This is a genomic window from Streptomyces sp. Je 1-79, from assembly GCF_025195125.1.
GTDB lineage: Bacteria > Actinomycetota > Actinomycetes > Streptomycetales > Streptomycetaceae > Streptomyces.
In genome coordinates this window covers 353,158-377,291 of record NZ_JAMGSL010000001.1, presented here as the reverse complement: position 1 = coordinate 377,291, position 24,134 = coordinate 353,158, and the positions used below count along the sequence as shown (strand labels likewise).

The 24,134-nt window shown below is 71.7% G+C and carries 18 protein-coding genes; 8 read left to right on the top strand and 10 right to left on the bottom strand.

The features are described 5' to 3' along the window. Positions 1-290 precede the first annotated feature (290 nt). Positions 291-1,439 carry a LacI family DNA-binding transcriptional regulator gene (locus tag M5362_RS01475; RefSeq protein WP_260225372.1) on the bottom strand — a complete coding sequence of 383 codons (1,149 nt, stop codon included), beginning with the start codon at positions 1,437-1,439 and terminating at the stop codon, positions 291-293. 141 nt (positions 1,440-1,580) lie between these two features. Between M5362_RS01475 and M5362_RS01470 the strand changes: the two genes are divergently transcribed. Genes M5362_RS01470 through M5362_RS01460 form a run of 3 tightly spaced genes read left to right on the top strand, consistent with a single transcriptional unit; the run spans position 1,581 to position 4,684 of the window. Then, positions 1,581-2,630, top strand: a complete 1,050-nt coding sequence (locus tag M5362_RS01470; protein ID WP_374214394.1) for a hydroxyacid dehydrogenase — start codon at positions 1,581-1,583, stop codon at positions 2,628-2,630. Further along, positions 2,627-3,898, top strand: coding sequence for an alpha-L-fucosidase (locus M5362_RS01465; protein WP_260225370.1), 1,272 nt, complete (start codon positions 2,627-2,629; stop codon positions 3,896-3,898). Before M5362_RS01470 ends, M5362_RS01465 begins: the two co-directional genes overlap by 4 nt. 27 nt (positions 3,899-3,925) lie before the next feature. Continuing rightward, positions 3,926-4,684: a GntR family transcriptional regulator gene (locus M5362_RS01460; protein WP_260225369.1), complete on the top strand. Its 759-nt coding sequence runs from the start codon at positions 3,926-3,928 to the stop codon at positions 4,682-4,684. Between the two features lie 67 nt (positions 4,685-4,751). On the opposite strand, the gene M5362_RS01455 is transcribed toward M5362_RS01460, so the two are convergent. The 3 genes from M5362_RS01455 to M5362_RS01445 form a co-directional block, all read right to left on the bottom strand. After that, positions 4,752-7,145, bottom strand: a complete 2,394-nt coding sequence (locus M5362_RS01455; RefSeq protein ID WP_260225368.1) for a polysaccharide lyase 8 family protein — start codon at positions 7,143-7,145, stop codon at positions 4,752-4,754. A gap of 206 nt (positions 7,146-7,351) precedes the next feature. Then, the gene (locus M5362_RS01450) at positions 7,352-8,995 is read right to left on the bottom strand and encodes a glycoside hydrolase family 13 protein (RefSeq protein WP_260225367.1); all 1,644 of its coding nucleotides are present in this window, start codon (positions 8,993-8,995) and stop codon (positions 7,352-7,354) included. A gap of 110 nt (positions 8,996-9,105) precedes the next feature. Next, a complete protein-coding gene (locus M5362_RS01445) occupies positions 9,106-9,990 on the bottom strand; it encodes a family 16 glycosylhydrolase (RefSeq protein WP_260225366.1) in 885 nt (294 codons plus the stop codon). A gap of 387 nt (positions 9,991-10,377) precedes the next feature. Between M5362_RS01445 and M5362_RS01440 the strand changes: the two genes are divergently transcribed. After that, entirely contained in the window at positions 10,378-13,188 is a 2,811-nt protein-coding gene (locus M5362_RS01440; RefSeq protein WP_260225365.1) for a hypothetical protein, read from the top strand. Positions 13,189-13,290: 102 nt separating this feature from the next. Here M5362_RS01440 and M5362_RS01435 read toward each other — a convergent pair whose 3' ends face one another. After that, positions 13,291-14,373: a LacI family DNA-binding transcriptional regulator gene (locus tag M5362_RS01435; protein WP_260225364.1), complete on the bottom strand. Its 1,083-nt coding sequence runs from the start codon at positions 14,371-14,373 to the stop codon at positions 13,291-13,293. Between the two features lie 349 nt (positions 14,374-14,722). Here M5362_RS01435 and M5362_RS01430 point away from each other — a divergent pair, with 349 nt between their 5' ends. Together M5362_RS01430 and M5362_RS01425 are read left to right on the top strand one after the other, a co-directional pair. Further along, entirely contained in the window at positions 14,723-15,130 is a 408-nt protein-coding gene (locus M5362_RS01430; protein WP_260225363.1) for an ATP-binding protein, read from the top strand. Between the two features lie 149 nt (positions 15,131-15,279). Next, positions 15,280-15,777: a cupin domain-containing protein gene (locus M5362_RS01425; protein ID WP_260225362.1), complete on the top strand. Its 498-nt coding sequence runs from the start codon at positions 15,280-15,282 to the stop codon at positions 15,775-15,777. A 78-nt stretch (positions 15,778-15,855) separates the two neighbouring features. Here the strand turns inward: M5362_RS01425 and M5362_RS01420 are convergent, their stop codons facing one another. Next, the gene (locus M5362_RS01420) at positions 15,856-17,277 is read right to left on the bottom strand and encodes a PLP-dependent aminotransferase family protein (RefSeq protein WP_260225361.1); all 1,422 of its coding nucleotides are present in this window, start codon (positions 17,275-17,277) and stop codon (positions 15,856-15,858) included. Between the two features lie 84 nt (positions 17,278-17,361). Then, the gene (locus tag M5362_RS01415; RefSeq protein WP_260225360.1) at positions 17,362-18,432 is read right to left on the bottom strand and encodes a LacI family DNA-binding transcriptional regulator; all 1,071 of its coding nucleotides are present in this window, start codon (positions 18,430-18,432) and stop codon (positions 17,362-17,364) included. A gap of 204 nt (positions 18,433-18,636) precedes the next feature. Here M5362_RS01415 and M5362_RS01410 point away from each other — a divergent pair, with 204 nt between their 5' ends. Together M5362_RS01410 and M5362_RS01405 are read left to right on the top strand one after the other, a co-directional pair. After that, complete coding sequence (locus tag M5362_RS01410) at positions 18,637-21,078, top strand: polysaccharide lyase 8 family protein (RefSeq protein ID WP_260225359.1); 2,442 nt, start codon at positions 18,637-18,639, stop codon at positions 21,076-21,078. A gap of 108 nt (positions 21,079-21,186) precedes the next feature. Beyond that, positions 21,187-21,972, top strand: coding sequence for a polysaccharide lyase (locus tag M5362_RS01405; protein ID WP_260225358.1), 786 nt, complete (start codon positions 21,187-21,189; stop codon positions 21,970-21,972). A 177-nt stretch (positions 21,973-22,149) separates the two neighbouring features. Here the strand turns inward: M5362_RS01405 and M5362_RS01400 are convergent, their stop codons facing one another. From M5362_RS01400 to M5362_RS01390, 3 genes are all read right to left on the bottom strand, one after another. Then, the gene (locus M5362_RS01400; protein ID WP_260225357.1) at positions 22,150-22,515 is read right to left on the bottom strand and encodes a PRC-barrel domain-containing protein; all 366 of its coding nucleotides are present in this window, start codon (positions 22,513-22,515) and stop codon (positions 22,150-22,152) included. Between the two features lie 175 nt (positions 22,516-22,690). After that, positions 22,691-22,852, bottom strand: coding sequence for a DUF5670 family protein (locus tag M5362_RS01395; protein WP_260225356.1), 162 nt, complete (start codon positions 22,850-22,852; stop codon positions 22,691-22,693). Between the two features lie 142 nt (positions 22,853-22,994). Further along, complete coding sequence (locus M5362_RS01390) at positions 22,995-24,119, bottom strand: glutamate--cysteine ligase (protein WP_260225355.1); 1,125 nt, start codon at positions 24,117-24,119, stop codon at positions 22,995-22,997. Positions 24,120-24,134 lie beyond the last annotated feature (15 nt).

Here is a 24,134-nt window from a genome sequence, read left to right as displayed (position 1 = left end):
CCGATGCGCACACCTCTCCCCTACGGGAGGTGTGGGCAGGGGTACGGACACGGTCGAGCGGCGCCAGGGCACACTCGTGTTCGGCTCCGGTGGGACGCGTGTATCCGCCTGTCCCGGGCGGCTTGTGACGACATCGCCCGGAAGCTTCACGAGTGGCCCGGTGCGACGCATCGAATTTTGGCCATCGGAGCGATCACAGTCAAGAGGGGGATCGATATTTCGATCTAACGATCAGAGTGATCGATCGCTCTTTCTTCCAGGTTTCCTCTAGGCCATTTCGACGACAGGGCCTAGACGTCCTCCGAGTTTCCCTTGGCGGACTCGCCGCAGGAGGCGCGCACCCGCAGCTCGGGGAGGAGATCGAGGTGCCGTCGGGCACCCGGCGCCGCTCCCGTCGCGCGCTCACGCACACGCTGGAGCAGCAGGGTGGCGGCGGTCTCGCCCACCTCGAACTTCGGCGGCGCCACCGCCGTCAGCGGCAGGTCGGAGAGGGCCGCCACATCGTCGTCGTACGCGACCAGGGCGAGGTCCTCGGGGACCCGGACGCGCTCGTCGAGTCCACGCAGGCTCTGGAGCAGCAGGATGGCGTCGGTATCGCTCAGCACGATCGCGGCCGTGACCTTGCCCTTGGCGACCAGGTGGGACAGCCGCTCCGCGGCGGCGTCGATGCTGGCCGGAGCGCGATCGCCGGGCTCCAGCACGATGGGCTCGACCGCCGGGGCTGTGACCCCGAGGGCCCGTAGCGCCTCCTCGTAGCCGACCCGCATCTGCACCATGGTCGGACTGTCCCCGGCGACCAGGGCGATCTTCTCGTGCCCCAGCTTCACCAGGTGCCGCACCGCGAGGCCGGCGCCGCCCGCGTGATCGGTGCAGACACGGTCGAGACCGGCGGCCCTGGTCCCGACCTCACCCCGGCGCTCGAGGAGGACCGCGGGCACGGCGATGTCGTCCTCGCTCTCGGATCCCCCGGTCCCGCTCGGCCAGCTGGGCGTGAGCAGCAGGCCGTGGACGCCCGCCTCCAGCATGCGCTGGATCTGCGCCGCGTCCTGGTCGAGCTGGTAGTTGGAGTAGCCGAGGACCAGCCTGCCGCCGGCCGCCGTGACGGCCTCCCTGGCCCCTCGGACGATCTCTCCGAAGTAGTGCCTGGACTGCGGGACGACCATGCCGATGACCACGTCCTGCGGCTCCGGCCCGCGTTCGGCGGCGCGGACCTCGGGGAGGGGCTGCCGCGTGCGGCCCTGCGGCACGGGGGTGCCCGGCCAGTGGACGGCCCCGCGGACCCGGTCCAGACGCCCTTCGGACGCCAGCGCCTCCACGTCCCTGCGCGCCGTGACCGCGGAGATTCCCAGGTGCTCGGCCAGGTCGGCCACACGCAGGCTGCCGTACTCCCGTACGAGCTCCACGATCCGCTCATGGCGTTCGTCCACCGTGTACCGCACACCGTCTCCCGTTTGTCCTGAGTCGCGCTCCACCCCTGGCGGATCACCCTACTCGTCCGATCACCACGCGCGATTCCGAGCGATCGCTCGATCGATCTTGACGACCGAATGAGCGATCAATATGGTCGCGCCATGACCGCCATGCTTCCGCACAGCCATCCGGCGCACGAGCGGGCGGCGACACCTCGTCGCCCCCGGCTCCTCCTCGCCATGGCCCCCGACCTGGCTCCCTCGCTGCTGGACGAACGCGCCCTGCGCCGGCTCGCCCAGGTCGCCGAGGTGGACACCGGGCTGGTCACCGACGACTTCGGCCGAGCCGACGTGCTCAGCGCCCTGCGCGACACCGAAGTGCTCCTCACCTCCTGGGGCTGCCCCGAGATCGACGCAGGGGTCCTGGCCTCCGCCCCGAGGCTCAGGGCCGTGGTCCACGCCGCCGGATCGGTCCGCCGGCACATCACCGAAGCCTGCTGGGACCGCGGCGTCGTGGTCTCCTCCGCCGCCGCGGCCAACGCCCTGCCGGTGGCCGAGTACACGGTGGCCGCGATCCTCTTCTCCAACAAGCGCGTCCTGGAGGTACGGGACGAGTACCGCCGCGTCCGCGGTGGACAGGACTGGCGCGCCCGCTACCCCGACGTGGGCAACTACCGCCGCACCGTGGGGATCGTGGGAGCCTCGCGCATCGGGCGCAGGGTCGTCGAACTGCTCGCCCCGTACTCCCTCGACCTCGTCGTGCACGACCCGTATCTGAGCGAGGAGGAGGCGCGGCGGCTCGGCGTGCGCCCGGTCTCCCTCGACGAACTCTGCGCGGTCTGTGACGTCGTCAGTCTCCACGCGCCGGAGAGCCCGGAGACCAGGCACATGATCGACCGGCGCCGGCTCGCCCTGATGCGGGACGGCACCACCTTCGTCAACACCTCGCGCGGCTCGCTCGTCGACCAGGCGGCCCTCACCGAAGAACTGGCCTCGGGCCGCATCAGGGCCGTGCTCGACACCACCGACCCCGAGCACCTGCCGGCCGACTCTCCCCTCTACGACCTGCCGAACGTCCTGCTCACCCCGCACTTCGCGGGCTCGTTCGGAACGGAGCTGCGCAGGATGGCCGATCTGGCCGTGGAGGAGCTGGCCCGGTACGCGGCGGGGCGCCCCTTCGCCCACGCCGTACGCCGCGAGGACCTGGAGCGATCGGCGTGACCATGCAGCCCTGGTTCACCGAGGCGAAACTCGGCGTCTTCGTCCACTGGGGGATCTACGCCGTGGACGGCGTCCCCGAGTCCTGGTCCTTCTTCGGCGGGGACCTCACCCGCGAGGCCTACATGAAGCAGCTCGGAGGGTTCACCGCCTCCCGCTACCGCCCCGAGGACTGGGCACGCCTCTTCGCGCGGGCCGGTGCGAAGTACGCGGTGCTCACCACCAAGCACCACGACGGCGTCGCGCTGTGGGACACCGAGCGGACGGAGCTGTCCGTCGCCGCCCGTACGCCGGCGGCGCGCGACCTCGTCGGTCCGTTCGCCGAGGCGCTCCGCCGCCACGACCTGCGCGTCGGCCTGTACTTCTCCCACTCCGACTGGAGCCATCCGGACTACCCGACCGTCCGGCCGTCCTCCCTGCACCGGCCCTGGGTGGACAACCGCTTCGCGATGCCCGCGCCCGGAGAGGAGGAGCCCGAGCGCTGGGAGCACTTCCTCGAACACGTGCACCGGGGGCAGATCCGGGAGCTCCTCTCGCGGTACCGGCCCGATCTGCTGTGGTTCGACGGCGCCTGGGAGCGCGACGAACGCCAGTGGCGGATGAAGGAGCTCCGCGAGGAGATCCTCGAACGCCGGCCGCGCACCGTGCTCAACGGGCGGATGCTCGGCCACGGCGACTACGCGACGCCCGAGCTCGGGGTGCCGATCGTCCCGCCCGAGGGGCCCTGGGAGCTCTGCTACACGATCGGCGACGCCTGGGGCCACCAGCCGCGGGACACCGGACACAAGTCCGTGACGGAGCTGATCCGGGTCTTCACCGAGACCGTCGGCCACGGCGGCAATCTCCTCCTCAACACCGGGCCTCGGGAGGACGGCACGATCGCGCCCGAGCACGCCGACCGGCTCGAAGGGCTGGGCCGGTGGATCCGCCGTCACCAGGAGGCGGTCCACCCGACGGAGCGCGGCATGCCCTACGGGCACCACTACGGCCCGTCGATGCTCTCCCGCGACCGCCGCACCCTCTTCCTCGTCTGCTTCGACCCCCCGCGCCGCTTCGTCGAAGTGCGGGGCCTGCAGAACGCGGTACGGAAGATCTCCGTCCTCGGCACCGGGGAGGAGCTGGGCCACCGCGTCGTCGGCGGCTTCCCCTCCCGCCGGGTCCCCGGTGTCGTACGCGTCGACGCCCCGACTCTCTGCGATCCGCACGCCACCGTCCTCGCCCTCGAACTCGACGGCGAGATCGAGCTCTACCGCGGCCACGGCGCCGGCTGACCCGCCCTCACCGAAGAAAGGAAGACCGTGCCCGGCGCACCTTCCGGGGCCGTACCGCTGTACATGCGGCTGGCCGAGCAGATCATCAAGGACGCCCAGCGCGCCGGAGGCGAGGCCTCCGGGCTCCGCAGGATCCCCGCCGAACGTGTGCTCGCCACCTCGCTGGGGGTGACCCGGCAGACCCTGCGGCGCGCGCTGGAGCACCTGCGCGCCCGCGGCCTGGTGCACACCGACCGGTCGGGCACCTACACGTACACCGGATGTGGCGCCCCCACGCGACCGGTCGCGGGTCCGCGTCCCCAGCCGCTGTTCCCGGTCGGCGGAACCTTCGAGGGCCTGGCCGTCCGTTCCCGCGCCCGGCTGTCGTACGAACCGGTGCCGCCGCCGGTCGAGGCGCTGCTCGGCCTCTCCCCGGAGCGGCCCACGCTCGTCCACCGGCATGAGCTCACCCTGCTGTGCGGGGAGACCGTCCAGGAGTCGGTCTCGTACTTCTCACCCACCGCGCTCGCCCAGGTGCCCCGGCTGGGCCGGCGAATGCGGCGGGTGCGCGGTCGGGCCGCCCCGTCCGAGCCGGACCTCCGCCATCTGTACCTGTGGATGGCCGAGTCCGGCCTGCATCCCGTACGGCGCGACCGGGTGCGGGTGGACAGGTCGGGCTGCGAGCGGATGTGGCTCGCCGTCCGGCAGTTCGTCCACGACCAGTTCGACCGGCCGTTGGAGGTCACCGACCTGAGGATCGACCCCGGCCGGGGTCAGCTCGACTACGCGTTCGCGCTTCCTTCCTGACCCGTCCGGCCGAAGGGCCCCTGCCGCGTGGGCGGCAGGGGCCCTTCGGTGTTCCCGGCGGGCCCGTTCAGCCGAGGGCGACGGTGATCCGCTGGGTCGCCCCCGCCTTCGCCGAGGTGTCCACGCGCAGCTTCAGCGAGGGACCGGTGGCGAGGACGGCGACCGAGGGATCCTTGGAGACGACGCCGGTGACCTCGCGGTTCCAGGTGATGTCCAGGCTGGTGAGCGTCTGCGTCGGGTTGGCGACGCAGACCGTGGCGGTCGTGCCGCTCTCCCTGACCACGACGGAGGCGGCCCCGGTGGAGGTGAGGGCGCCGACGGTGCCGCTGCCGTAGAAGTTGACGCCCGTGAAGCCGAGCGAGGGGACGTGGACGCCCTGCTGGTTGGCGGAGTTGGCGAGCACGCTCATCCAGGCCGTGTCGGCGGCCCGGGCCGCCGTGGCCGCGCTGTCGGCGCCCGGCATCAGGATGTAGGAGTAGCCGGCGCCCGACGGGTCGGTGCCGTGGTCGAACCACAGCGTCAGATAGCGGCGGGTGAAGGGCGTCGTCGAGCCGGAGAGCCCGTTGATGTCGCTCCACGCTCCGGTGCGTGCCTGCCGGAGCGCCTTGACCGTGGCGCCGCCGGGGAAGACGTACCCGCCCACGCCCGCGAGGGCGGCCCAGCGGGCGCCGGTGAGGGTGGCCGACCAGCCCTGTGTGGCCGGCATGGCGACTCCGTCGACGGTGAGGGTGTGCGTACCCGTCGCGCCGAGGTTCCGGTTCTCCACGACGGATTCGACGCCGGTGGAGTCGGCGCAGCCGATGCCGGCGCCGAGGCAGACGACGGCGTCGTCGAGGAAGAACCACGCCTTGCGCCCGCCCAGGGTGGACTGCAGGCCGCGGATGTCCATGCCGAGGGCGGCGTACGTTCCGTCGCTCGCGCCGCCCGCCCAGGTCGAGGACGGCCGTGGCGCGCCGAAGTCCCCGCCGGCTCCGTCCGCGAGCGTCTTCTTCGAGACGGTGGTGCCGGGCAGCCGGTACGGATCGACGGTGGGCCAGAAGGTGTCCGTGAACTGCCCGAGCGTCGTCTCCTTCCACCAGGAGAGCATGCCGGACCCGGTGTGCCAGCCGCGCTTGTTCTCCTGGTTCCCGAAGGCGTAGAAGGCGACGCGGGTGGAGGACATGGAGAGGGCGGCGGCCCAGTTCGGGCGGCGGTGGGTGGCCCGGTCCATGGAGCCGAAGACGCGGTGACCGACCGGTTCGGCGACGGCGGTGAGGGCGGTGTCGTCCCGCGCCGCCTTCAGCCGGGAGAGGGAGGCGACGTCGAGGGAGGGGTTGGTCTCCAGGGTCAGGTAGTAGTCGCGCTGGAGCCAGCCCTTCACCATGCCGCGCCAGCGGGTGCGTTCGGCGGCGCTCGCTCCCATCGCGAGCATCAGGACGGCGGCCATGACGCCCTGCGCGCGGCCGTGGTCCCCACCGACGAAACCGTTGGTGCTGGAGGCCGAGAGGCCCCGGCTGACGGCCCGTCCGCCGACCGCGTCCATGAGGACGCCGTTGTAGAGGAACGGGGCGAAGGAGCGCTCGACCGAGTCGAGCATCAGCTGCTTGTCCGGGTCGGTGATGTCCCAGGAGGAGCCGCCGAGCAGCGCGAAGAGCCAGGCGAGGCCGCTGAGGAGGACGGCGCCGTACGAGCCGGTGTACGGCGTGTGGCTGTGCTGGATGAACGATCCGTCACGGTAGAAGCCGTCGCCCGTGGTGACGTACGGGAAGACCGGGGAGAGGCCGTCTCGGGCGCGGGCGATCTTCGCGGAGTTCTTGCCGACGACTCCGCGCAGGGCGACGACCTTGCAGAAGTCGACGCGGTTGGCGCTCTCACCGTGCGGGGCGCCCACGTCGAGCTGGCTGTCGGGGACGAAGTGGTCGACGGCGGCGCAGTAGGCCGCCGTCTGCGCCGCCGACAGGCTGCCGTACATCAGGACGCAGGTGTCGAGGAGCGCTCCGGGGGCGCCTATCTGGGCGTTCCACCACCAGTTGCCGCTGGGCAGGGTGAACGAGGCGTTGTAGACACCGTCGTGGACGTGCTGGAGGCCGGCGACGACGTCCGCGGCGAGCGAGGCGTCGCCGGTGAGTCCGGTGCCGGGCTGGGCGTGGGCGAGCGCCATGGTCTTGAGCCGGTTGTAGGTGGCGGAGACCGGGTCTCCCGAGACGGAGGAGTAGGGCAGGTCCGGCCAGAGCGAGGAGCTGGACGGTGCCGTCGAGGAGCGGTACGAGGCGGCCTTGGCGCCCAGGTCGCCGAGCCGGCCGGCGTAGAGCGGGTCGCTCGCGCCGAAGCCGGTACCGAGCAGGAGTTCACGCCATCTCAGGCGGAGCGTGTCGAAGGCGTCCGCGGCGAGGGCGGGCGGCGCCTCCAGAACGCCTGCCGCCAGGGCGGCGCCGATGGCGGCGGACAGGAAGGAACGGCGGGACCACGACGTCGTTGTCACGGGGCCTCCAGGGTGTGCGGGCGGAAACAGGAGGTTGCAGCGCCATGAATAGTGACGAGCAGACCGATCGGAGTCAACGTCAGGGATCGAAATAGCGATCTTTCGATCAGTGCGATCGAAACTCTGGCGCAACGGCGGCGTGACGAGGCAGGACACGGCGGCCCGCGCCGCGCCCTGCCTCTGGCCGGTCCTGCGTTCCTCTCGGATCAGCCGATGCGGAACCAGACCGTGGTGTCGGGCGGCACCAGGCCACCGGCGAGCGGGCCGCTGGAGAGCAACGGCTCCGTGTGGGCGGGTAGTTCGACGGGGCCTGCGGTGAAGTTGACCAGGCAGACGAAGCCGTGGCCCCGGGTGAAGGCGAGGACTCCGTCGGCGGCGTCCAGCCATTCCAACGGACCGTCGCCGAGCGCGGGTTCGGTACGGCGGATGTGGAGGGCGGCGCGGTAGAGCTCCAGCGTGGACGCGGGATCGCCGGACTCCGCCGCGACGGTGTGGTCCTTCCAGGCCGGCGGCTGTGGCAGCCAGGGCTCCGTAGCCTCCGTACCCTCCGTACCGACGTCGGACGGGCTGAATCCGAAGGGAGCCTCGTCGCCCTCCCAGGGCAGGGGAACGCGGCAGCCGTCGCGGCCGGGGTCCGTGCCACCGGACTGCTGGACGGCGGGGTCCTGGCGGAGGTGGACGGGGATGTCCTCGACCTCCCACAGGCCGAGCTCGTCGCCCTGGTAGACGTAGACGGCGCCGGGCAGGGCGAAGCTGAGCAGGGCGGCGGCACGGGCCCGTCGGGTGCCGAGGTCCAGGTCGACGGGGGCGGGCTGATGCCGCTCGGTGAACGAGGTGTCGGCGCGGCCGTAGCGGGTGACGACACGGGTGGCGTCGTGGCTGCCCAGCACCCAGGTGGCGGGAGCGCCGACGAGAGCGTGCTGCGCGAGTGTGCCGTCGATGACGGCTCGCAGCGCTCCCGGTTCCCAGGGGGCCTGCATGAAGGGGAAGTTGAACCCGGTGTGCAGTTCGTCCGCGCGCAGGTAGCGCGGGAGGGAGTCGGGAGCCACCCACAGCTCACCGACGAAGATGCGCTCGCCCTCGTAGGTGTCGGCGATCCTTCGCCAGGCGCGGTAGATCTCGTGGACCTCCGGCCGGTCGGAGGCCGGATCGGCCGCTCCTTGCGGGAGCGAGGCCTTGTCGGGGAGCCCCTCCTGCTTGAGGAGGAGGGAGGCGACGTCGATGCGGAAGCCGTCCACCCCTCGGTCGAGCCAGAACCGCAGGATCGACTCGAACTCCTCCCGTACCCGCGGGTGCTCCCAGTTCCAGTCGGGCTGCTCGGGCGCGAACAGGTGCAGGTACCACTCGCCCGGCGTGCCGTCGGGTGCCGTCGTACGGGTCCAGGCGGGGCCACCGAAGGCCGACTGCCAGTCGTTGGGGGGCAGTTCGCCGCTCGCGCCCCTGCCGGGCCGGAAGTGGAAGAGCTGCCGCTCCGGCGAGCCCGGCCCCTCGGCCCGTGCGGAACGGAACCAGGGATGCTGGTCGGAGCAGTGGTTCGGGACCATGTCGACGATGATCCGCAGACCGAGCCCGTGCGCCTCGGTGATCAGCGCTTCTGCGTCCGCCAGCGTGCCGAAGAGCGGGTCGATGTCGCGGTAGTCGGCCACGTCGTAGCCCGCGTCGGCCATCGGGGAGACGTACCAGGGTGAGATCCACACCGCGTCGACGCCGAGGTCGCGCAGGTGGGGCAGCCGGGCCCGGATGCCGGCGATGTCACCGACGCCGTCCCCGTTCCCGTCGGCGTAACTGCGCGGATAGATCTGGTAGATGGCGGCTCCGCGCCACCAGGGGCCGGGCTGTTCGTCGGGCATGCGTGTTCTCCTGCGGGGTCGGTACGGGGGGAATGCCGCCGCTCACGGCGCGGTCGGCGCCGGTGCCGTGAGCGATGAGCTGCCCACGGCGAGGTCGGTGTTCTCCTGCGTCACTGCCAGATGCGGATGTAGTCGACGCACATGTTGGAGCGGTGGTCCAGAGGGGCGTCGAAGACGGAGCCGGCGGCCCACTCGGCGGTCTCGCTGGAGATCACCGGGAACATGGGTGCCTGGCTGATGAGGTCCGGGTCGGTGATGTCCCGTACGACGGTGCCGTCGTAGCGGTAGATCATGCGGTCGGGCCGCCATTCCACGGAGTAGGTGTGGCAGCCGCTGTGCAGCCCTGGGGCGTCGACGGAGACCGAGGACGACTTGTGGTCGGCTCCGTAGCCGTCGTAGTGGATGGTGTTGCTGTAGCTGTCCGACGCGGACACGCTCTCGATGACGTCGTACTCACCGCCGTCGCGGGCCGTGCCGTCCACGCCGTTGACGCCGCCGGGCGGCATCAGCCAGAGCGCGCCGAAGAGATCGTGGTTGGGCGGCATCTGCGCGCGCCACTCGACGGTGCCGAAGGTGAAGTCGGACTTCCCCCGGCCCTCGATCTCACCCGTGGCGTACGCGGTCTCGCCGAGCTTGGAGAGCGATATCCAGAGGTTGCCGCCGTTGACGGAGTCGGGGTTGGGGTTGACCTTGACGTTCGACGGCTTCCACCAGCTGTCGAAGTACTGGCCGTCACGGCGGGCGGCGTCCACGGACGACCACTTGGCGGTGTCCAGAGAGGTGCCGTAGAACTCGTCGCTGAACACCAGGGTGTCGTGCGAGCTGCCCCCGTTCGGGCGGACGCCTGCGGGGGTGGCGGGGTCGACCCCCGCCGCCCGGGGATCCGCGTGCGCCGGGGCGGACAGCAGCAGGGCGAGGGCGGCCGCGCTCCCCGCCACGGCACCGAGTGCGCGGGGGCGGGGTACGGGAGGAACGGGACCGTGCTCGGGCTTCATGGTCATTCTCCTGACTTCTCGCGCGGAGAAGGCGACTCGGGGGCGAATTGACCTGTGTATGACCTCCCGCGAGGTGTCCCTCCATCGCGGAGTCTCACAGGGATTGCCCGGAACGTAAATCGATTGCACAAGCCCGCCAAGGGATTGGTCCTACCTCTGGGCGGAGGCGGTCGGACTCTAGGTCGAAACAGGGTGATGAGCGGGGACTTCTGCACCAAGTGATCTGATCTCTCACTGCCGACCGCCTTGACCTGGTTCAAGCACCGCCCCTAGCCTCACCGCCACGTAATCGATTGCACGCGATTCGGAGCACAGATGTCCAGAGCCCTACCGTCCCGTCTCGGTCGAGCCGCTGTCGCCGGCGCGGCCGTCGCAGGCGCGCTCGCCGTGTCCGTCCCCACGCCCGCCTACGCCGAGGCCGCCGCGAACCTGGTCGTCAACGGCGACTTCGAGCAGGTCTCGGCCGACGGCTCGATCCCCGGCTGGCCGCAGAACGAGACCCGGGCCGGCGGCCGCGCCCAGGTCCTCGACGGCGCCGGACCCGACGGCAGCCGGGCCCTCGCTCTCGACCTCGGGAACGCGGACGACAAGGCTGCGATCGGCCAGGACGTCCCCATCCCGGACACCGGGAGCTTCCGGGCGTACCGCATCACCTTCGACGAGCGTGCCGTGGGCCTCTCCGGCTACGGCGGCGACCTGTGGGCCCGCAACTTCGGCCACGACGCCCTCGTCGGCCGGGTCACCGGCGACACGCCCTGGCGCAGAGCCAGCGCCGTGGTCCTCGCCCGGCCGGGCGCCCCGACCGTCAGTCTGCTGCTCGCCCTGGAGCGGACCACCGGCCGTCTGCTCGTCGACAACGTCCGCGTGGAGCGTGCCGAGGGCGATGTCGTGGGCGCCAACGGCCAGCCGACCGGCGCCGTCCAGCTCACCTGGAACTTCGGCACCCTCGCACAGCCCCCGGCCTCGTACGAGGTGCACCGTTCCTCCGACCGGAACTTCACGCCGGGGCCGAAGACCCTGATCCGAGCGGTGCCGGCCGCCTGGACCGCCGAGGACGGCTCGGCCCGACCCGGCACGCGCTACACGTACAAGGTGGTCGCCCTCGCCGCCGACGGCACCCGGCTGGCGACCACCGGCGCCGAGACCGTGACCACGCCCTCCCGCTTCCTCGACGAGCAGCAGACGAACGTGCTGAGCGCGACGGGGACGGGGAGCGGGACCGGGGCCGGCCAGGGCGCTCGGCTGGCCTGGCGGCTGAAGGCCGGCAGCAGGACGCCGGTGACCCTCTACGCGGGCGGCCCCGAAGTCGCCGAGGGCAGGCTCGGCGAGGCCCGCAAGGTCCGTACGTGCGGCGCCGACGACACGACCGGCGCGCTGACCCTGACGGCCGAGGACCTCAGGGGCGCGACCGGGTTCGCCCTCGTCGGGCGGCACGGCGAGGTCCTCGCCACCGCGACCCTCGGCAGCCTCGCCCACCCGAGGACGGGCGTCACGGAGGCGAGGCTCACCGCGATCCGGGCCGCGATCCGACAGAGCGGTACGCCCAGGTCGACGTACGACAGCCTGGTGAGCCGGGTGGCCAGGGGGCTGCCGGCCTACAACTACCGCCCGGGCGAGGCGCAGGCGTCCCTGGCCCATGACGCCGCCCTCCTGTACCAGGTCACGCGGGACCCGGCGTACGCGGCGGTCGCCTACGAGGCGGTCGTGGAGTCCGGCCGGACCATGCCGTTCGTCAACGGCACCGCGCACGCGGGAGCCGCTCCGCTGGAGACCGCCAACGCCGCCACTCCCCTGGCCACCGCCTACGACTGGGCCTACCAGGCGTGGACGGAGGAGCAGCGGGCGGAGGCCCAGCAGGTGCTCCAGCGCGTCGCCGCCTACCTGGAGGTCTCGTACCACCCGAACTTCGCCCTGCCGACCAAGCAGAGCAACTGGACGGCCGTGGTGCGGGGCGCCGAGCTGACGCTCCGTCTCGCGGTGCGCGGTGACGGCCCGTTCGACCTGCAGGAGGAGCGGATCCCCCAGCTGATCGACGAGGTCGGCCGGCACCTGGACACCGCGTACTCGGAGACCGGGTGGGACCAGGAGGGACTCGACTACTTCGGCTACGGACTCGGGGTGGGCGCGCCGGGAGTCACCGGTTCGCTCGACGCCGGGATAGGCGCGCTGAAGGAGAAGTGGGAGCGCCCGCGGTTCGCGAACCTCCTGCTGCACAGCGTGTCGGCGCAGGCGGACAAGGCCCGCCTGCAGTGGGGCGTCGCGTCGACGACCGGCGCGGTGCCGATCCCGGGCCTGATCTTCACCCAGGTGCCGGCCGGGCAGCGCGCGGCCTGGCTGTGGCAGTACGAGCGGACGGTCGGCGGAGGCGGAGGCACCTACGGGCTGCTTCACTACCCGTACGGGATCGCTCCGCAGGACCCCGACGAGGCGCCGGCGAGCGTGCGCGCGGCGCTGCTCGACGACCATGTCGGCTCGTACCTCTTCCGGAGCCGGTACCAGGACAAGGACGACGTCCTGGTCGGCGTCCAGAACCGCAACGAGAACCACATCGGCTGGGGTGGTTCGGACACGTTCGCGCTGTCGCTGGTCGGCCAGGACGTGATCTGGGCGCAGCAGCCCGCGAAGAACACCTCGAAGCCGGAGCTGTTCTCCAAGCCGTTCGTCGACGGGAGGCCCGAGCCCCTCGCGGGCCGGGGCAGGACGCTGGCGTCACGGGCGTACGCGGGGCAGGGCGGCGGATTCGTGTCCCTGGACGGGAGCGGCAACTACCTGCTCGGCACGGCGCGGCGGGACATCGCGGTGGATCTCCGCCCGGTGGGCGGGGCCGACTCGGTCGTCGCGGTCCACGACACCTTCGCCGACACCGCCGCGCACACCTACGCCTGGCAGCTGTCCCCGGAGGCGGGTACGGCGATCACCTTCGGCGCGACCGAGTCCGGCGCCACGACCTTCCTGTTCAGGAAGGGCGACAGCTGGCTCAAGGGGTGGGTGCTGAACCCCGAGGGCGCGGACCTCTCCGTCGAGAAGGGTGCGTTCAGGGTGGTCCGGAGCGGCACGGAGGCGGACTTCCGGATCGTCGTCGCGGTCGGCAACGGGGCCACGGTGCCCACGGCCGTCGTCGAGGGCAGCACTCTCTCGCTCGGTGGCACGGCCTACGACCTGTCCGACCTGAAGGGCCACCTCCCGGCCACGAGCTGACGGGCCGGGCGGGGGGCAGGCCTGAGGGGCGGGGCAGGGCGGACGGGCGGGGGCAGGGCGGGGCGGGCCGGGGCAGGCCGGGCAGGGCGGGGCGGGCGGCGGTCAGGCGCGGCGGATCCGGGGCCTTACCGAGTCGCGGACCACGACGTGCGTGCCGAGCACCACCTGCTGGGCGTGCCGGTGGTCGGGCTCGTCCCGCTGCACGGCCAGTTTCACGGCGGTGCGGCCGAGTTCCAGGAACGGGATCTGCACGGTGGTGAGGGCGGGGAACAGGTGCTCGGCGTGGGGCAGGCTGTTGTTGAACCCCACGACGGAGATCTCCTCCGGCACCGGCACCCCGTCCGCCCGCAGCTGCGTCAGGGCGCTGCCGGCCACGTCGTCGTCCCACGCGAACACGGCGGTGACGTCGGCCGGCCTTCCGCGCAGGATCTCCCTGATGCCGGCCGGTCCCATGTCGTTGTGGTTGCCCCGGTTGACGATCAGCGCCGGATCGGGGCGCAGGCCGTAGCTCTCCAGGGCTCTGAGATGGCCGGCCACGCGCCCGGCGGTGGTGGAGTTCTCAGGACCGCCGAGGAACAGGATCCGCTCGTGGCCCGCGGAGAGCAGATGGCTCGTGATCGCGAAGGCCCCGCCCTCGTTGTCGTAGTCGACCACCGTGAGCGGCAGGTCCGGGCCCGGGGAGGGCCGCCCCACGAGGACGAGACGGGAGCCGGCCGTGTCGAGCTCACGGGCGAGGGCGGCCACCCTGGTCCGGTAGCGGGGGGTGTCCCGGACGCCGCCGATCAGGATCACGATGTCGGCGTTCTGCTCGGCCATCGCGGCGGCGAGGGAGAGCTCCCGGTCGTCGTCGGCCTGTGAGGAGGCGACCATGCAGCGCATGCCTTCCGCCGCCGCCTGCTGCTCGATCCCTCGGGCGATCTCGTTGTACGGGCCGCCGCTGAGGGTGACGAGGACGATGCCCACGGTGTTGCTCCGACCGCCCTTCAGCGCCCTGGCGTGGGCGTTGACGACGTAGTGCAGCTCCTTCGCGGCGAGGAGCACCTTGGTCCGGGTGGAGTCGGTCAGCGGCTTCCCGGCCAGGACGCGGGAGACGGTGGCCGTCGAGACCCCGGCCCGCCGCGCCACGTCCCGCATCGTGGCCTGCCGGCGCGAGGGCTGCGGCGCGCTGTGCGCTTCGGTGGCCACCGGGACCTCCCCAGGCTCGGGTAATCGTTTGCATCCTCGCAGGACGCGCCGGTGGGGGTCAACGCGAGCCTTCGGCGGGCCGAGGGACGGAGGAACGGGCCCCCTACTTTCGTCACCTCGGATGCCGACGATGGACACCCCTGCGGGCCCCGGAACGCCGGGAGGATGGAGTGGTGGCGCGGCACCGCCCTCCTCCTCTCCCTCCTCGGCAGGGCGGCGCCGCCCCCGGAAGCTCGTTCATCCGGACCGGTCGGACCCTCGGGTCCCGGATCGGAAGGCGAAGCGCCGGGGGTCGGGGGGCCAGGGGGCCGTTCCGCCCGTGAGGGCGCACCCAGACTTGGAGTTCATCGTGAACGCACACAGCGGCGTCGCCGTCCTGCCCCGTCACCCCCGCGCCGCGGCCGACGCGCGGCACGTCCTGGACCGGATCACGCCCGAGGGCCATGACGAGGTGGACATGGCGGCCCTGCTGCTGAGCGAGGTCGTCTCCAACGCGGTCCGGCACGCGGAGGGGCCGGCCATCGAGGTCGCGATCGGTTACGACCGCCGCGCCGGTGTGGTGACGGGGGCCGTGTTCGACACGAACCCCCGCATGGGTGCGGGGGCCCGGTCGAGCCGGGACGAGCCGGACACGGACGAGACGGAGCTGGAGACGGGTCGTGGGCTGGACCTGCTGGACGCGGTGGCCGGCGCTTGGGGTGTGGCCACGGTCGGTGACCACGGCAAGTGGGTCTGGTTCCAGGTCCACGCCGCCTGAACCCGGTCCGGCACCGGCGCCGTAAGCCGCTGAATTGACCCATGATTTCTCCCCTTCAATGCACCCTGACAGGGGTCTTTCCTGGGCCTAGATTCAGTGGTGCCGCCGGGAACACCGGGCGGCGGAACGAGTGAGACCCAGGAGTGACCATGACGTTCACCAGCGCCTCGAAGCCCGTCCTCGTCCGTGCCGACGAGGCGGAGACGCTCCGGGACGGGGCGACCAGCCTCATCACGCTGCTGGCCGACGCGAACGCCACCGGCGGTGCGCTGACCGCCAACCGCGCGACGCTGCGGAAGGGCTCTCCCGGAGCTCCCGCGCACTTCCACACCCGGGCCACCGAGATGTTCCTCGTGCTCAGCGGGTCGATGCGGATCCTGCTCGACGACCAGGTCCTCACGCTCGGCCAGGGGGACTTCCTGACCGTCCCGCCGACCGTGCCGCACGCCTTCGCGCCGGCACCGGACAGCGAGGCCGAGATGCTCGTCGTCTTCACTCCGGGGATGGACCGGTTCGACTACTACCGACTGCTGGAGCGGGTGTACCAGGGCGAGGCCTCGGTACAGGACATCCGCGACAGCTCCGAGCAGTTCGACAACCACTACTTCGAGAGCCCCGTGTGGCAGCGGGAACTCGCCCGGCGCTGAACTCCCCGTCCCAAGGAGCCCGTCGGGTCCACCGGGGGCCGGGAGACGCGGTCCCTCCGGCCGGGTAGCCCCGCTCGTTCACTGTGCGGGCGGCAGGATCTGGCAGAGCGCGTCGAGGGCGGCGGCGTACGCGTGGTCGGGCGGGGTCGCGTAGCCGACGACCAGCCCGTCGAACAGTGCGGTCTCTGTGTCGGGGTGCCGGAAGCCGGCGAGGCCGTCGAGGGCGAGGCCGAGCCCGGTGGCGGCGTTCACGGTGGGGGCCTCGGTGCCCGGGGGCAGCCGCAGTACCGCGTGCAACCCCGCGGCGATCCCGGTGACTTCGATGTGGGGCGCGTGCGCGGCGAGCGCGGCGACCAGGCGGTCGCGGCGGTCACGGTAGCGCTGACGCATCCGCCGGATGTGCCGGTCGTAGGCTCCGGAAGTGATCAGGTCCGCGAAGGTGAGCTGGTCCACCACGCTGGTCCAGCGCTCGCGTCGGCCCTTCACCGCGAGGACCGGACCGACCAGATGCTCCGGCACCACCATCCAGCCCAGCCGCAGCGCGGGCGACACGCTCTTGCTCGTCGAACCGACGTACAGCACGTGGTCGGGGTCCAGCGCCTGGACCACGCCGACCGGTTCGCGGTCGTACCGGAACTCACCGTCGTAGTCGTCCTCGATCACCACGCCGCCGCGCGCACGCGCCCAGTCGACCGCGGCGTTGCGCCGCGCCGGATCGAGCGGCCCGCCGACGGGGAACTGATGCGCGGGGGTGAGCAGCACCGACCGCACGCCGCGACGCCCCGCCAGCTCCTCCGTTCCGGTGCCGCGCTCGTCCAGGCCGAGGGGCACCGTCCGTACGCCGTCGGCCGTCAGCAGGTCACGGTGGAACGCCAGGCCGTACGCCTCGACGGCGAGCGTCCCGCGCAGGACACCGCCTCCGAACAGCAGCCTCAGCGCGTCGGAGAAGCCCGAACAGATCACGATGCGCTCCGGACCGGTCCGCACGCCCCGCACGCGGGCCAGGTAGTCCGCGAGCGCGGTGCGCAGCTCGATCCGGCCCTGTGGGTCGCCCGGCCCGAAGGCGTCGTGTGGAGCGGCGTTGAGCGCCCTGCGGGTGGAGGTCGACCAGGCGTTCCTCGGGAACGACGACGCGTCGGGCTGACCCTGCATCAAATTGTGTGCGGGCGCGGCGAATTCCGTGGCCGGCTTCTTGGGGAGGCGCACTGCCCTGGCGGGTGCGGCGCGCTCCGCGACCCGGGTGCCCGAACCCTGCCGGGCGCTCAGCCATCCCTCGGCGACCAGTTCCGCGTACGCGTCGGCGACCGTGTTCCGCGCGACGCCGAGGTCGGCCGCGAGCGACCGGTAGGGCGGCAGCCGGGCCCCGGCGGCCAGTCGGCCGTCCTGGATCGCCTCACGCAGAGCTTGGGCGAGGGCGGCCCGGCGCGAACCCGTCCCGGCCAGCTCCAGGTGCAGGTCGGCGCCGAAGCGTTCGGCCGCATCGACCCAGGACTCCGACACGTGAATGCACCTCTCCGGCGGTCTGTCGGTTCATCAGGTTAGCCACCATGACGCTCGCCCCCGCGCCCCGAGTCGACTTTCCGATCAGCCGCCGCTGGACGAGCGTGCCCGCAGGCGCGGGAGGACGAACAGGCGGTGCCTGGGGGCGTCCGGCTGGTCGAGCCTGCGCACCAGCAACTCCACAGCGGATGCGCCGACTTCGTGCTTGGCGGGGGCGATCGCGCTCAGCGGGACGTCGGCGAGCCCCGCCACCTCGTCGTCGTACGCCACGATCGCCACGTCGCCGGGAACCTGGATCGACCGTGCGCGCAACCGCCTCAGCAGCGCGAGCGCCTCGTTGTCGGGATGGGCGATGACGGCGTCCACGCGGCCCTCCGCCGCCGCGTCGAGCAGTTCCTCGAACGGGCCGTCGTACTCCGGGCTCCCGGGGCCCGCGTCCCCGGTGTCGACGACGGACGCCGCACCGGGGGCATCGAGTCCGGCAGCGCGTACGCCGCCTGCGAAGCCCTCGATGATCCACTGTGCGGTCGGGCTCGTCCCGCGGACGAGCAGCACGAGGCGGCGGCGGCCCGCCTCGACGAGATGCCGGACGGCCAGGCGTGCGCCGTGGACGTGGTCGGACAGGACGTGGTCGATCCCGGCCACGTCGTCGGCCTCGGGGCGGCGCTCCACGATCACCACAGGGACGGGCAGTTCCTCGTACCAGCCGCGCGGTCCCGACGGGACCACCAGCAGTCCGTCGATCCCGTCGCCGACCATCCGTTCGACCTGCGCGCGCTCCTCGTCCGCGTCGTACCCCGAGATGTCCAGCACCAGCCGGACGTTCCGGGCGGCCGCGGCCTCGCGCGCGCCCTTGATCACCTCGGGGTAGTAGTAGTCGGCGGACGGAACGATCAGGCCGATGACGCGTTCGCGGCCACGGGAGGACGAGGCGGCACCCGTCTCGGCGGTGGCCGTCTCCGCCCAGGTCTCGGGAAGCATGGCCCCGCCGTGGACACGGGCGACCAGGCCACGGTCCGCGAGGATCTCCACGTCACGGCGGACCGTGACGGGGGACACGCCCAACTCGGCCGCGAAGTCGCTGACTCGGAGCGAGCCTTCTTCGCGCAGCCTGCGCAGGATCGCCTGGTGCCTGTGTTCCGCGTGCACTGCCACGCTCCCCTCCGACGACGCCCCAGTTCACACGCAGTGTAGCCACCCATGGATCGGTCCTGTCCGTTTCCTTTCGAACGGACAATGAATGGCTGTTCCTGTCCAAACTGTTGCTGTCCTGCTTTTCTGCGTGTTAGAAACCCCACGCTTACGAGCCAGCGACAGCGCCGAGGCAACGACGCGCTCCTCCCGTAAAGGTCGTCTCCCATGCCATCTCCCTGGCGTCGCCGCACGTTCCTCCAGGCCGCGGGTGGGGGCGCGCTCGCCCTCGGACTCACGGGAACGCTCGCGCGCCCGTCCGCCGCCTCCGAAGTCCCCGGGGCCGACGGCACGTTCACCACCGCGTCCGACGCGGAGTACGACGCACTGCGCGGAAAGTGGCGCAGCCTCATCCTCGGTACGGGCTTCAGTCCGACGGCGGAGCCGTACCGGACCATCCTCACCAGCCTCGGCACGACCGCGGCCGGCTACCGGGCGACCATGGTCCCCGCGAACGGTTCGCTCTGGCCCGGCCGCTCCTGGACCGACCCGGAGCCCGACCTCGACGCGGAGTCCTACGCGTTCTCGGCCGTCATGAACGACAGCTACAACCGGCTGCGCACCATGGCCGAGGCGTACGCCCAGCCGGGCACCGGGCTGACCGCGGACGCCGGGCTCCGCGACGCCGTCCTCACCGGCCTCGACCACCTCCACACGGAGATCTACAACGAGAACACCACGCGCTACGGCAACTGGTACAACTGGCAGATCGGCGCCCCTCAGGCGCTGATGGACACCTGTGTGCTGATGTACGACCACCTGTCGGCGGCCCAGATCGCCGACTACTGCCGTGCCGTGGACGCGTTCGTGCCGGATTCGGTCTTCGCCTCGTACACGGGCACCAGCACCGGTGCCAATCGGGTCGACCTGTGTCGCGGAGTCATCCTGCGGGGGATCGTCGGCAAGGACCCGGGCAAGATCGCGCTGGCCTCCCAGGCGCTGGCCCCGGTGTTCCCCTACGTCACCTCGGGCGACGGTTTCTACGACGACGGATCGTTCATCCAGCACCGTAACGTCCCCTACATCGGCGGGTACGGCGCGGTACTGCACGACGGTGTGGGCCGGCTGCTCGCCCTGCTGCGCGGGTCGACCTGGGAGGTGAAGGACGCCGGCACCCAGCTCTTCCTCGACACGATCGAGAAGGCCGTCGCCCCGTTCCTCTACAACGGTCTGATCATGGACAACGTCAGCAGCCGGGGCATCAGCCGTATCGGCGGCAACGAACACCAGCGCGCCCACGGGCTCATGGCGACCATCCTGCTGGTCGGCCAGGGGGCGAGTGCGGAGGAGAACGCCCGCTGGCGCGCGATGGTCAAGGGCTGGCTGCAGCGCGACTACTACTACCCCGCGCTGAAGAACCCCGGCCTGAGCCTGATCAGGGCCTCACTCCTGCAGGCGCTTCAGGACGACACCTCCGTCAAGGCTGCCCCCGAGCCCGTCGAGCACCGGCTGTTCCCCAACATGGCACGGGCCACCCACCGCCGTCGCGGCTGGGCCGCCTCCCTCTCCATGGCCTCGAACCGCATCGCCCACTACGAGTTCGGGAACGGCGAGCACGCCCGTGGCTACCACACCGGCGCCGGCTGGCTCTCCTGGTGGGGCAGCGACTTCGGTCTGGAGCAGTACTCGGACGCCTACTGGCCCACCGTCGATCCGTACCGTCTGCCCGGCATCACCGCCTCGCGCAAGCCTCTCGCCGACGGTGAGGGCGGCAACTGGGGGCAGCCCATGCCGGACGCGGCCTGGGTCGGCGGCACCACCGACGGCGAGTACGCCGCCATCGGCCAGCACCTCAAGGGCATATCCAGCACCATGGACGCCAAGAAGTCCTGGTTCTGCCTCGACGACTCCATCGTCTGCCTCGGCGCCGGCATCACCTCCAGCGACGGCCACACCGTCGAGACGACCGTCGACAACCGCGCCCTCGGCGCCACCGGTGCCCCGGTCCTCACCGTCGACGGCAAGGCGCAGCCGGTGACGCAGGGCTGGGCCGCCACCTTCGACGACGTCGAGTGGGCCCACATCGGCGGACAGGCGGGATACGTGTTTCCCCACGGGGCCAGGCTCAACGCGGTACGCGAGGAGCGCACCGGCTCCTGGAGGGACATCAACACGGGCGGCTCCCCCGACCCGATCACCCGTCGCTATCTGACCCTCTTCACCGACCACGGCCTCGACCCGACCGACGGCGCCTACGCCTACGTCCTGCTGCCCGGGGCCGGCGCCAGGACCACCGCGCACCGCGCCCGCGACCGGGGATGGCTGCGGATCCTCGCCAACTCCGCCGACCAGCAGGGCGTGCGGGTCCCGAAGCTGGGCCTCACCGCGGTGAACTTCTGGGCCGCGGGCACCGTCGACAGGATCCGCGCCGGCGCCCCCGCATCCGTCCTCGTACGGGAGCACCGCAACGGCACGGCGACCCTCGTGGTGTCGGACCCCGCACGGCAGGCCACCTCCCTGGACATCGTCTGGAACCGCGGGGTGAGCAGGGTGCTCTCGAAGCCCGCCACGGTCACCGCCGCCACGACCGGCTCCTCGCTGAAGCTCACGTTCGGCGACCTCACCGGCCAGGCGGGCGCACCCCAGAAGATCACCGTCCGCCTCGGCTGACCCCGAGGACCAGACGCCGCTCGCGAGGTCGGGCCCTCCCTCCCCCCACGCCGGTCCGGGTGCGCTCCTCGTGCGGAAATCCCACTCTCCCCCCCACCGGAGGAATCCATGCGTCACAGCAACGTCCGGGGCATCTCCCGTGTCTCCCGCTCGGGCACGCGCCGCTCCCCCGCCGATCAGCCGGCGCCGCGGCGCCGGCGCGGGCGGCTTTTCGCCCCCACGGCCCTCGCCGCGGCACTCTCGCTCGTCCTGGCGACACCCGCGCACGCTGCGGTCGAATGGGACGGCGACGCGGACAACGGGGGCACCGCCGTGTTCGCCTCGGTCCTCTGCGACTCCCCGTCGTACGTCTACCAGCCGGACTGGAACGACGGCCGCGGGAAGGTCTTCGGCTTCACCAAGGCAGCGGGCTCCGAGCGGTGCGAGGGGCACGGCATCGCCGGCCGCACCCTCACGTCCGGCAGGACCTACTGGTTCGGCTGGGAGTCCATGACCAAGACCGGCAACGCCCAGACCGTCTTCCAGTGGAAGTCATGGGGCACCGGTGACGAGCACGACCAGAACTACCCGGTGATCATGAAGGTCGAGGACAGCCGGCTGAGGATCTGGTACGTCGCCCCGGGCGAGCAGTGGATCTCCGTCGGCAGCGTCCCGTGGACGCCGGGCAGCTGGAACAAGATCGAGCTGGGCATCGACGCCCAGAGCTCGACGAGCGGTTCCTTCGCCCTGTACGTCAACGGCCAACTGGTCGTCGACCGTCAGAACGCACGGACGTGGGACGTCCTGGGCAACGTCCCGCGCTGGGGCTCGTACGGCTCCACCATCTTCGACGTCGAATCGGTCCACTGGGTCGACGGCCTGAAGATGGGCACGACACGGGCCGACGTCGACTGAAGCGGCGCCGGTGACGGTGCCACCTGACCCCGGATCTGGGTGCGTGTGGCGGACGCCCCCATCCCCGTCTGGTAGCGGGAGCCGGTCCCCGCCCGCGAGGGCGGACGGCCCCATGGCAAGGGGCGAGGGGCCCGAACGCGATGCGTTCGGGCCCCTCGCCCCTGCCGTGCCCGGTGTTCAGAACGTGCGGCCGCCGAACGGCGGGAGGCCGTAGTACGTGCCCAGCTCGTCGCGGTACCCCGGGTCGTCGAGGTGCTTCTCGCGGTGGAACTCGGGGGCGTCCTTGATCTGTTCCTTGGTCCGGTCGACGAAGATCTTCGCGTCCTCCGGAACGATCCGGGTCACCGTGCTCGCCGGCAGGAGGACCTCCTTCCCGAAGATCCACACACCGGTGTCCACGACCAGGTAGGCGTCACCGACCTCGTCGGAGTGCTTGTCGACCTTGCCGATACTCCCGTCGGTGGCCTCGACCTTGTAGCCGGTGAGGTCGGCACCGGCCAGGTGGCCCGAGGTCGACGTGTAACTCCACACATGCTCAGTCACGCGAAAACAACTCCTCCGGTAAAGGGAGGACGGCGAGGGAATTCCTGCCGTCTCTACTTTTCCGTACGTCGTGCGGGGCGGACTTCACGCCCCGCCTGAATTCCGCTTACCCCGCATCCGGCTTGCCATTCACATCAGGCGAAGCGGTGTGCGGCGCGGATCGGCCGCCGGGCCGTCACCACCGATACCAGCGACCGCTGCCGCTCTTGGGCCGGGCGATGAAGCCGAGCAACCAGACGACGAGCAGGACGATCGCGATCCACCAGAGAGCCTTCAGCGCGAAACCCGCGCCGAAGAGAATCAGGATCAGCAGAAGAAGAAGCAGTAGGGGAACCATGATTATCAACCTCCGCGAAAACATGTTCCCCGCTTTTCCGTTCGCACACCCGGGAGAGTCGAGCGCCGAAATCCCCGGCATGCGAGGCCGTCGCGTGCAAAGCCCGCGGAATGGCCGAGCCGGTGCGGGCCGGGCCCGGACGTCACGCCCTGACCGTCATCTCCGCACATCGGGTGACGACCGGGGCGAGTGCTCCCTCGCTGTCGAGCAGCCGCCGCTGCGCACGGGCGCCGTTGCCCTGTTCATGGAGGCGCGCGATGCCTTCCCGGACCCGCTCGTCCTCGCCGTGGTCGACCAGCGCCTCCCGGACGTGCTGGTAGAGCGCCGTGACCGCGTGCTCCGCGTCCGTCTCCCGCATGGTCCGGGGATCCAGCAGCGGGCCGTCGAGGCCTGAGCGGCCCGCCCGCCACGCGGCCAGTCGCAGCAGGCTCGTCCCGACCCTGGCGGGTGGAGTGCCGTCCTGCCAGGCGCGGGCGGCGGTCTCGACCAGGCCGCGGATGAGCGCGGCCAGCAGGACCGGGGTCGAGGCGTCCAGGCAGACGTCGGCCACCCGGACCTCGACCGTGGGGTACGTGGCCGAGAGGCGGGCGTCGAAATAGATCATGCCTTCGTCGCGCAGCACGCCGGTGCCGATCATCGCGGCGACCTGCTCGTGGTAGCGGTCGGCGGACCCGAAGACATCGACCGGTCCGGCCGACGGCCACCGGTTCCACACCCGGCTGCGGTAGCTGGCGTACCCGCTGTCCTCGCCCTGCCAGAACGGCGAGTTCGCGCTCATCGCCGTCAGCACGGCCAGCCATGGCCGGATACGGTCCAGGACCGCGACGCCCTCCTCGTCCGAGGCGACCGACACATGGACGTGGCAGCCGCAGGTCAGCTGTTCCTGCGCCGTCAGCCCGAACTGCTTCCCCATCCACTCGTAGCGTCGTCCCACGTTCAACGAGGGCCGGACGGGCAAGGGCGACGTCGCGATGGCCGCGACCGCAGCGCCGACGGTCGCCGCGTGCCGGGCCGCCTCCCCACGGATACGGATGATCTCCTCCTGGAGCTCGCCCATCTCCGTCACCGGTTTGGTGGCGAACTCCAGCTGCTCCTTCTGAAGTTCCTTCTCGAAGGCGTGGTCCTCGCCGCCACCGCCGCTGCCGCTCTCGGGTTGCCGCCAGGCCAGGCGGTCGGCGGCCGCCAGCACCGCCCCCGAGACGGCGAGCGGCGCGCCGGTGCGCTCGTCCACCAGCAGCAACTCTTCCTCCACGCCCACGCTTCGCATGCCGCCGCCCCTGGA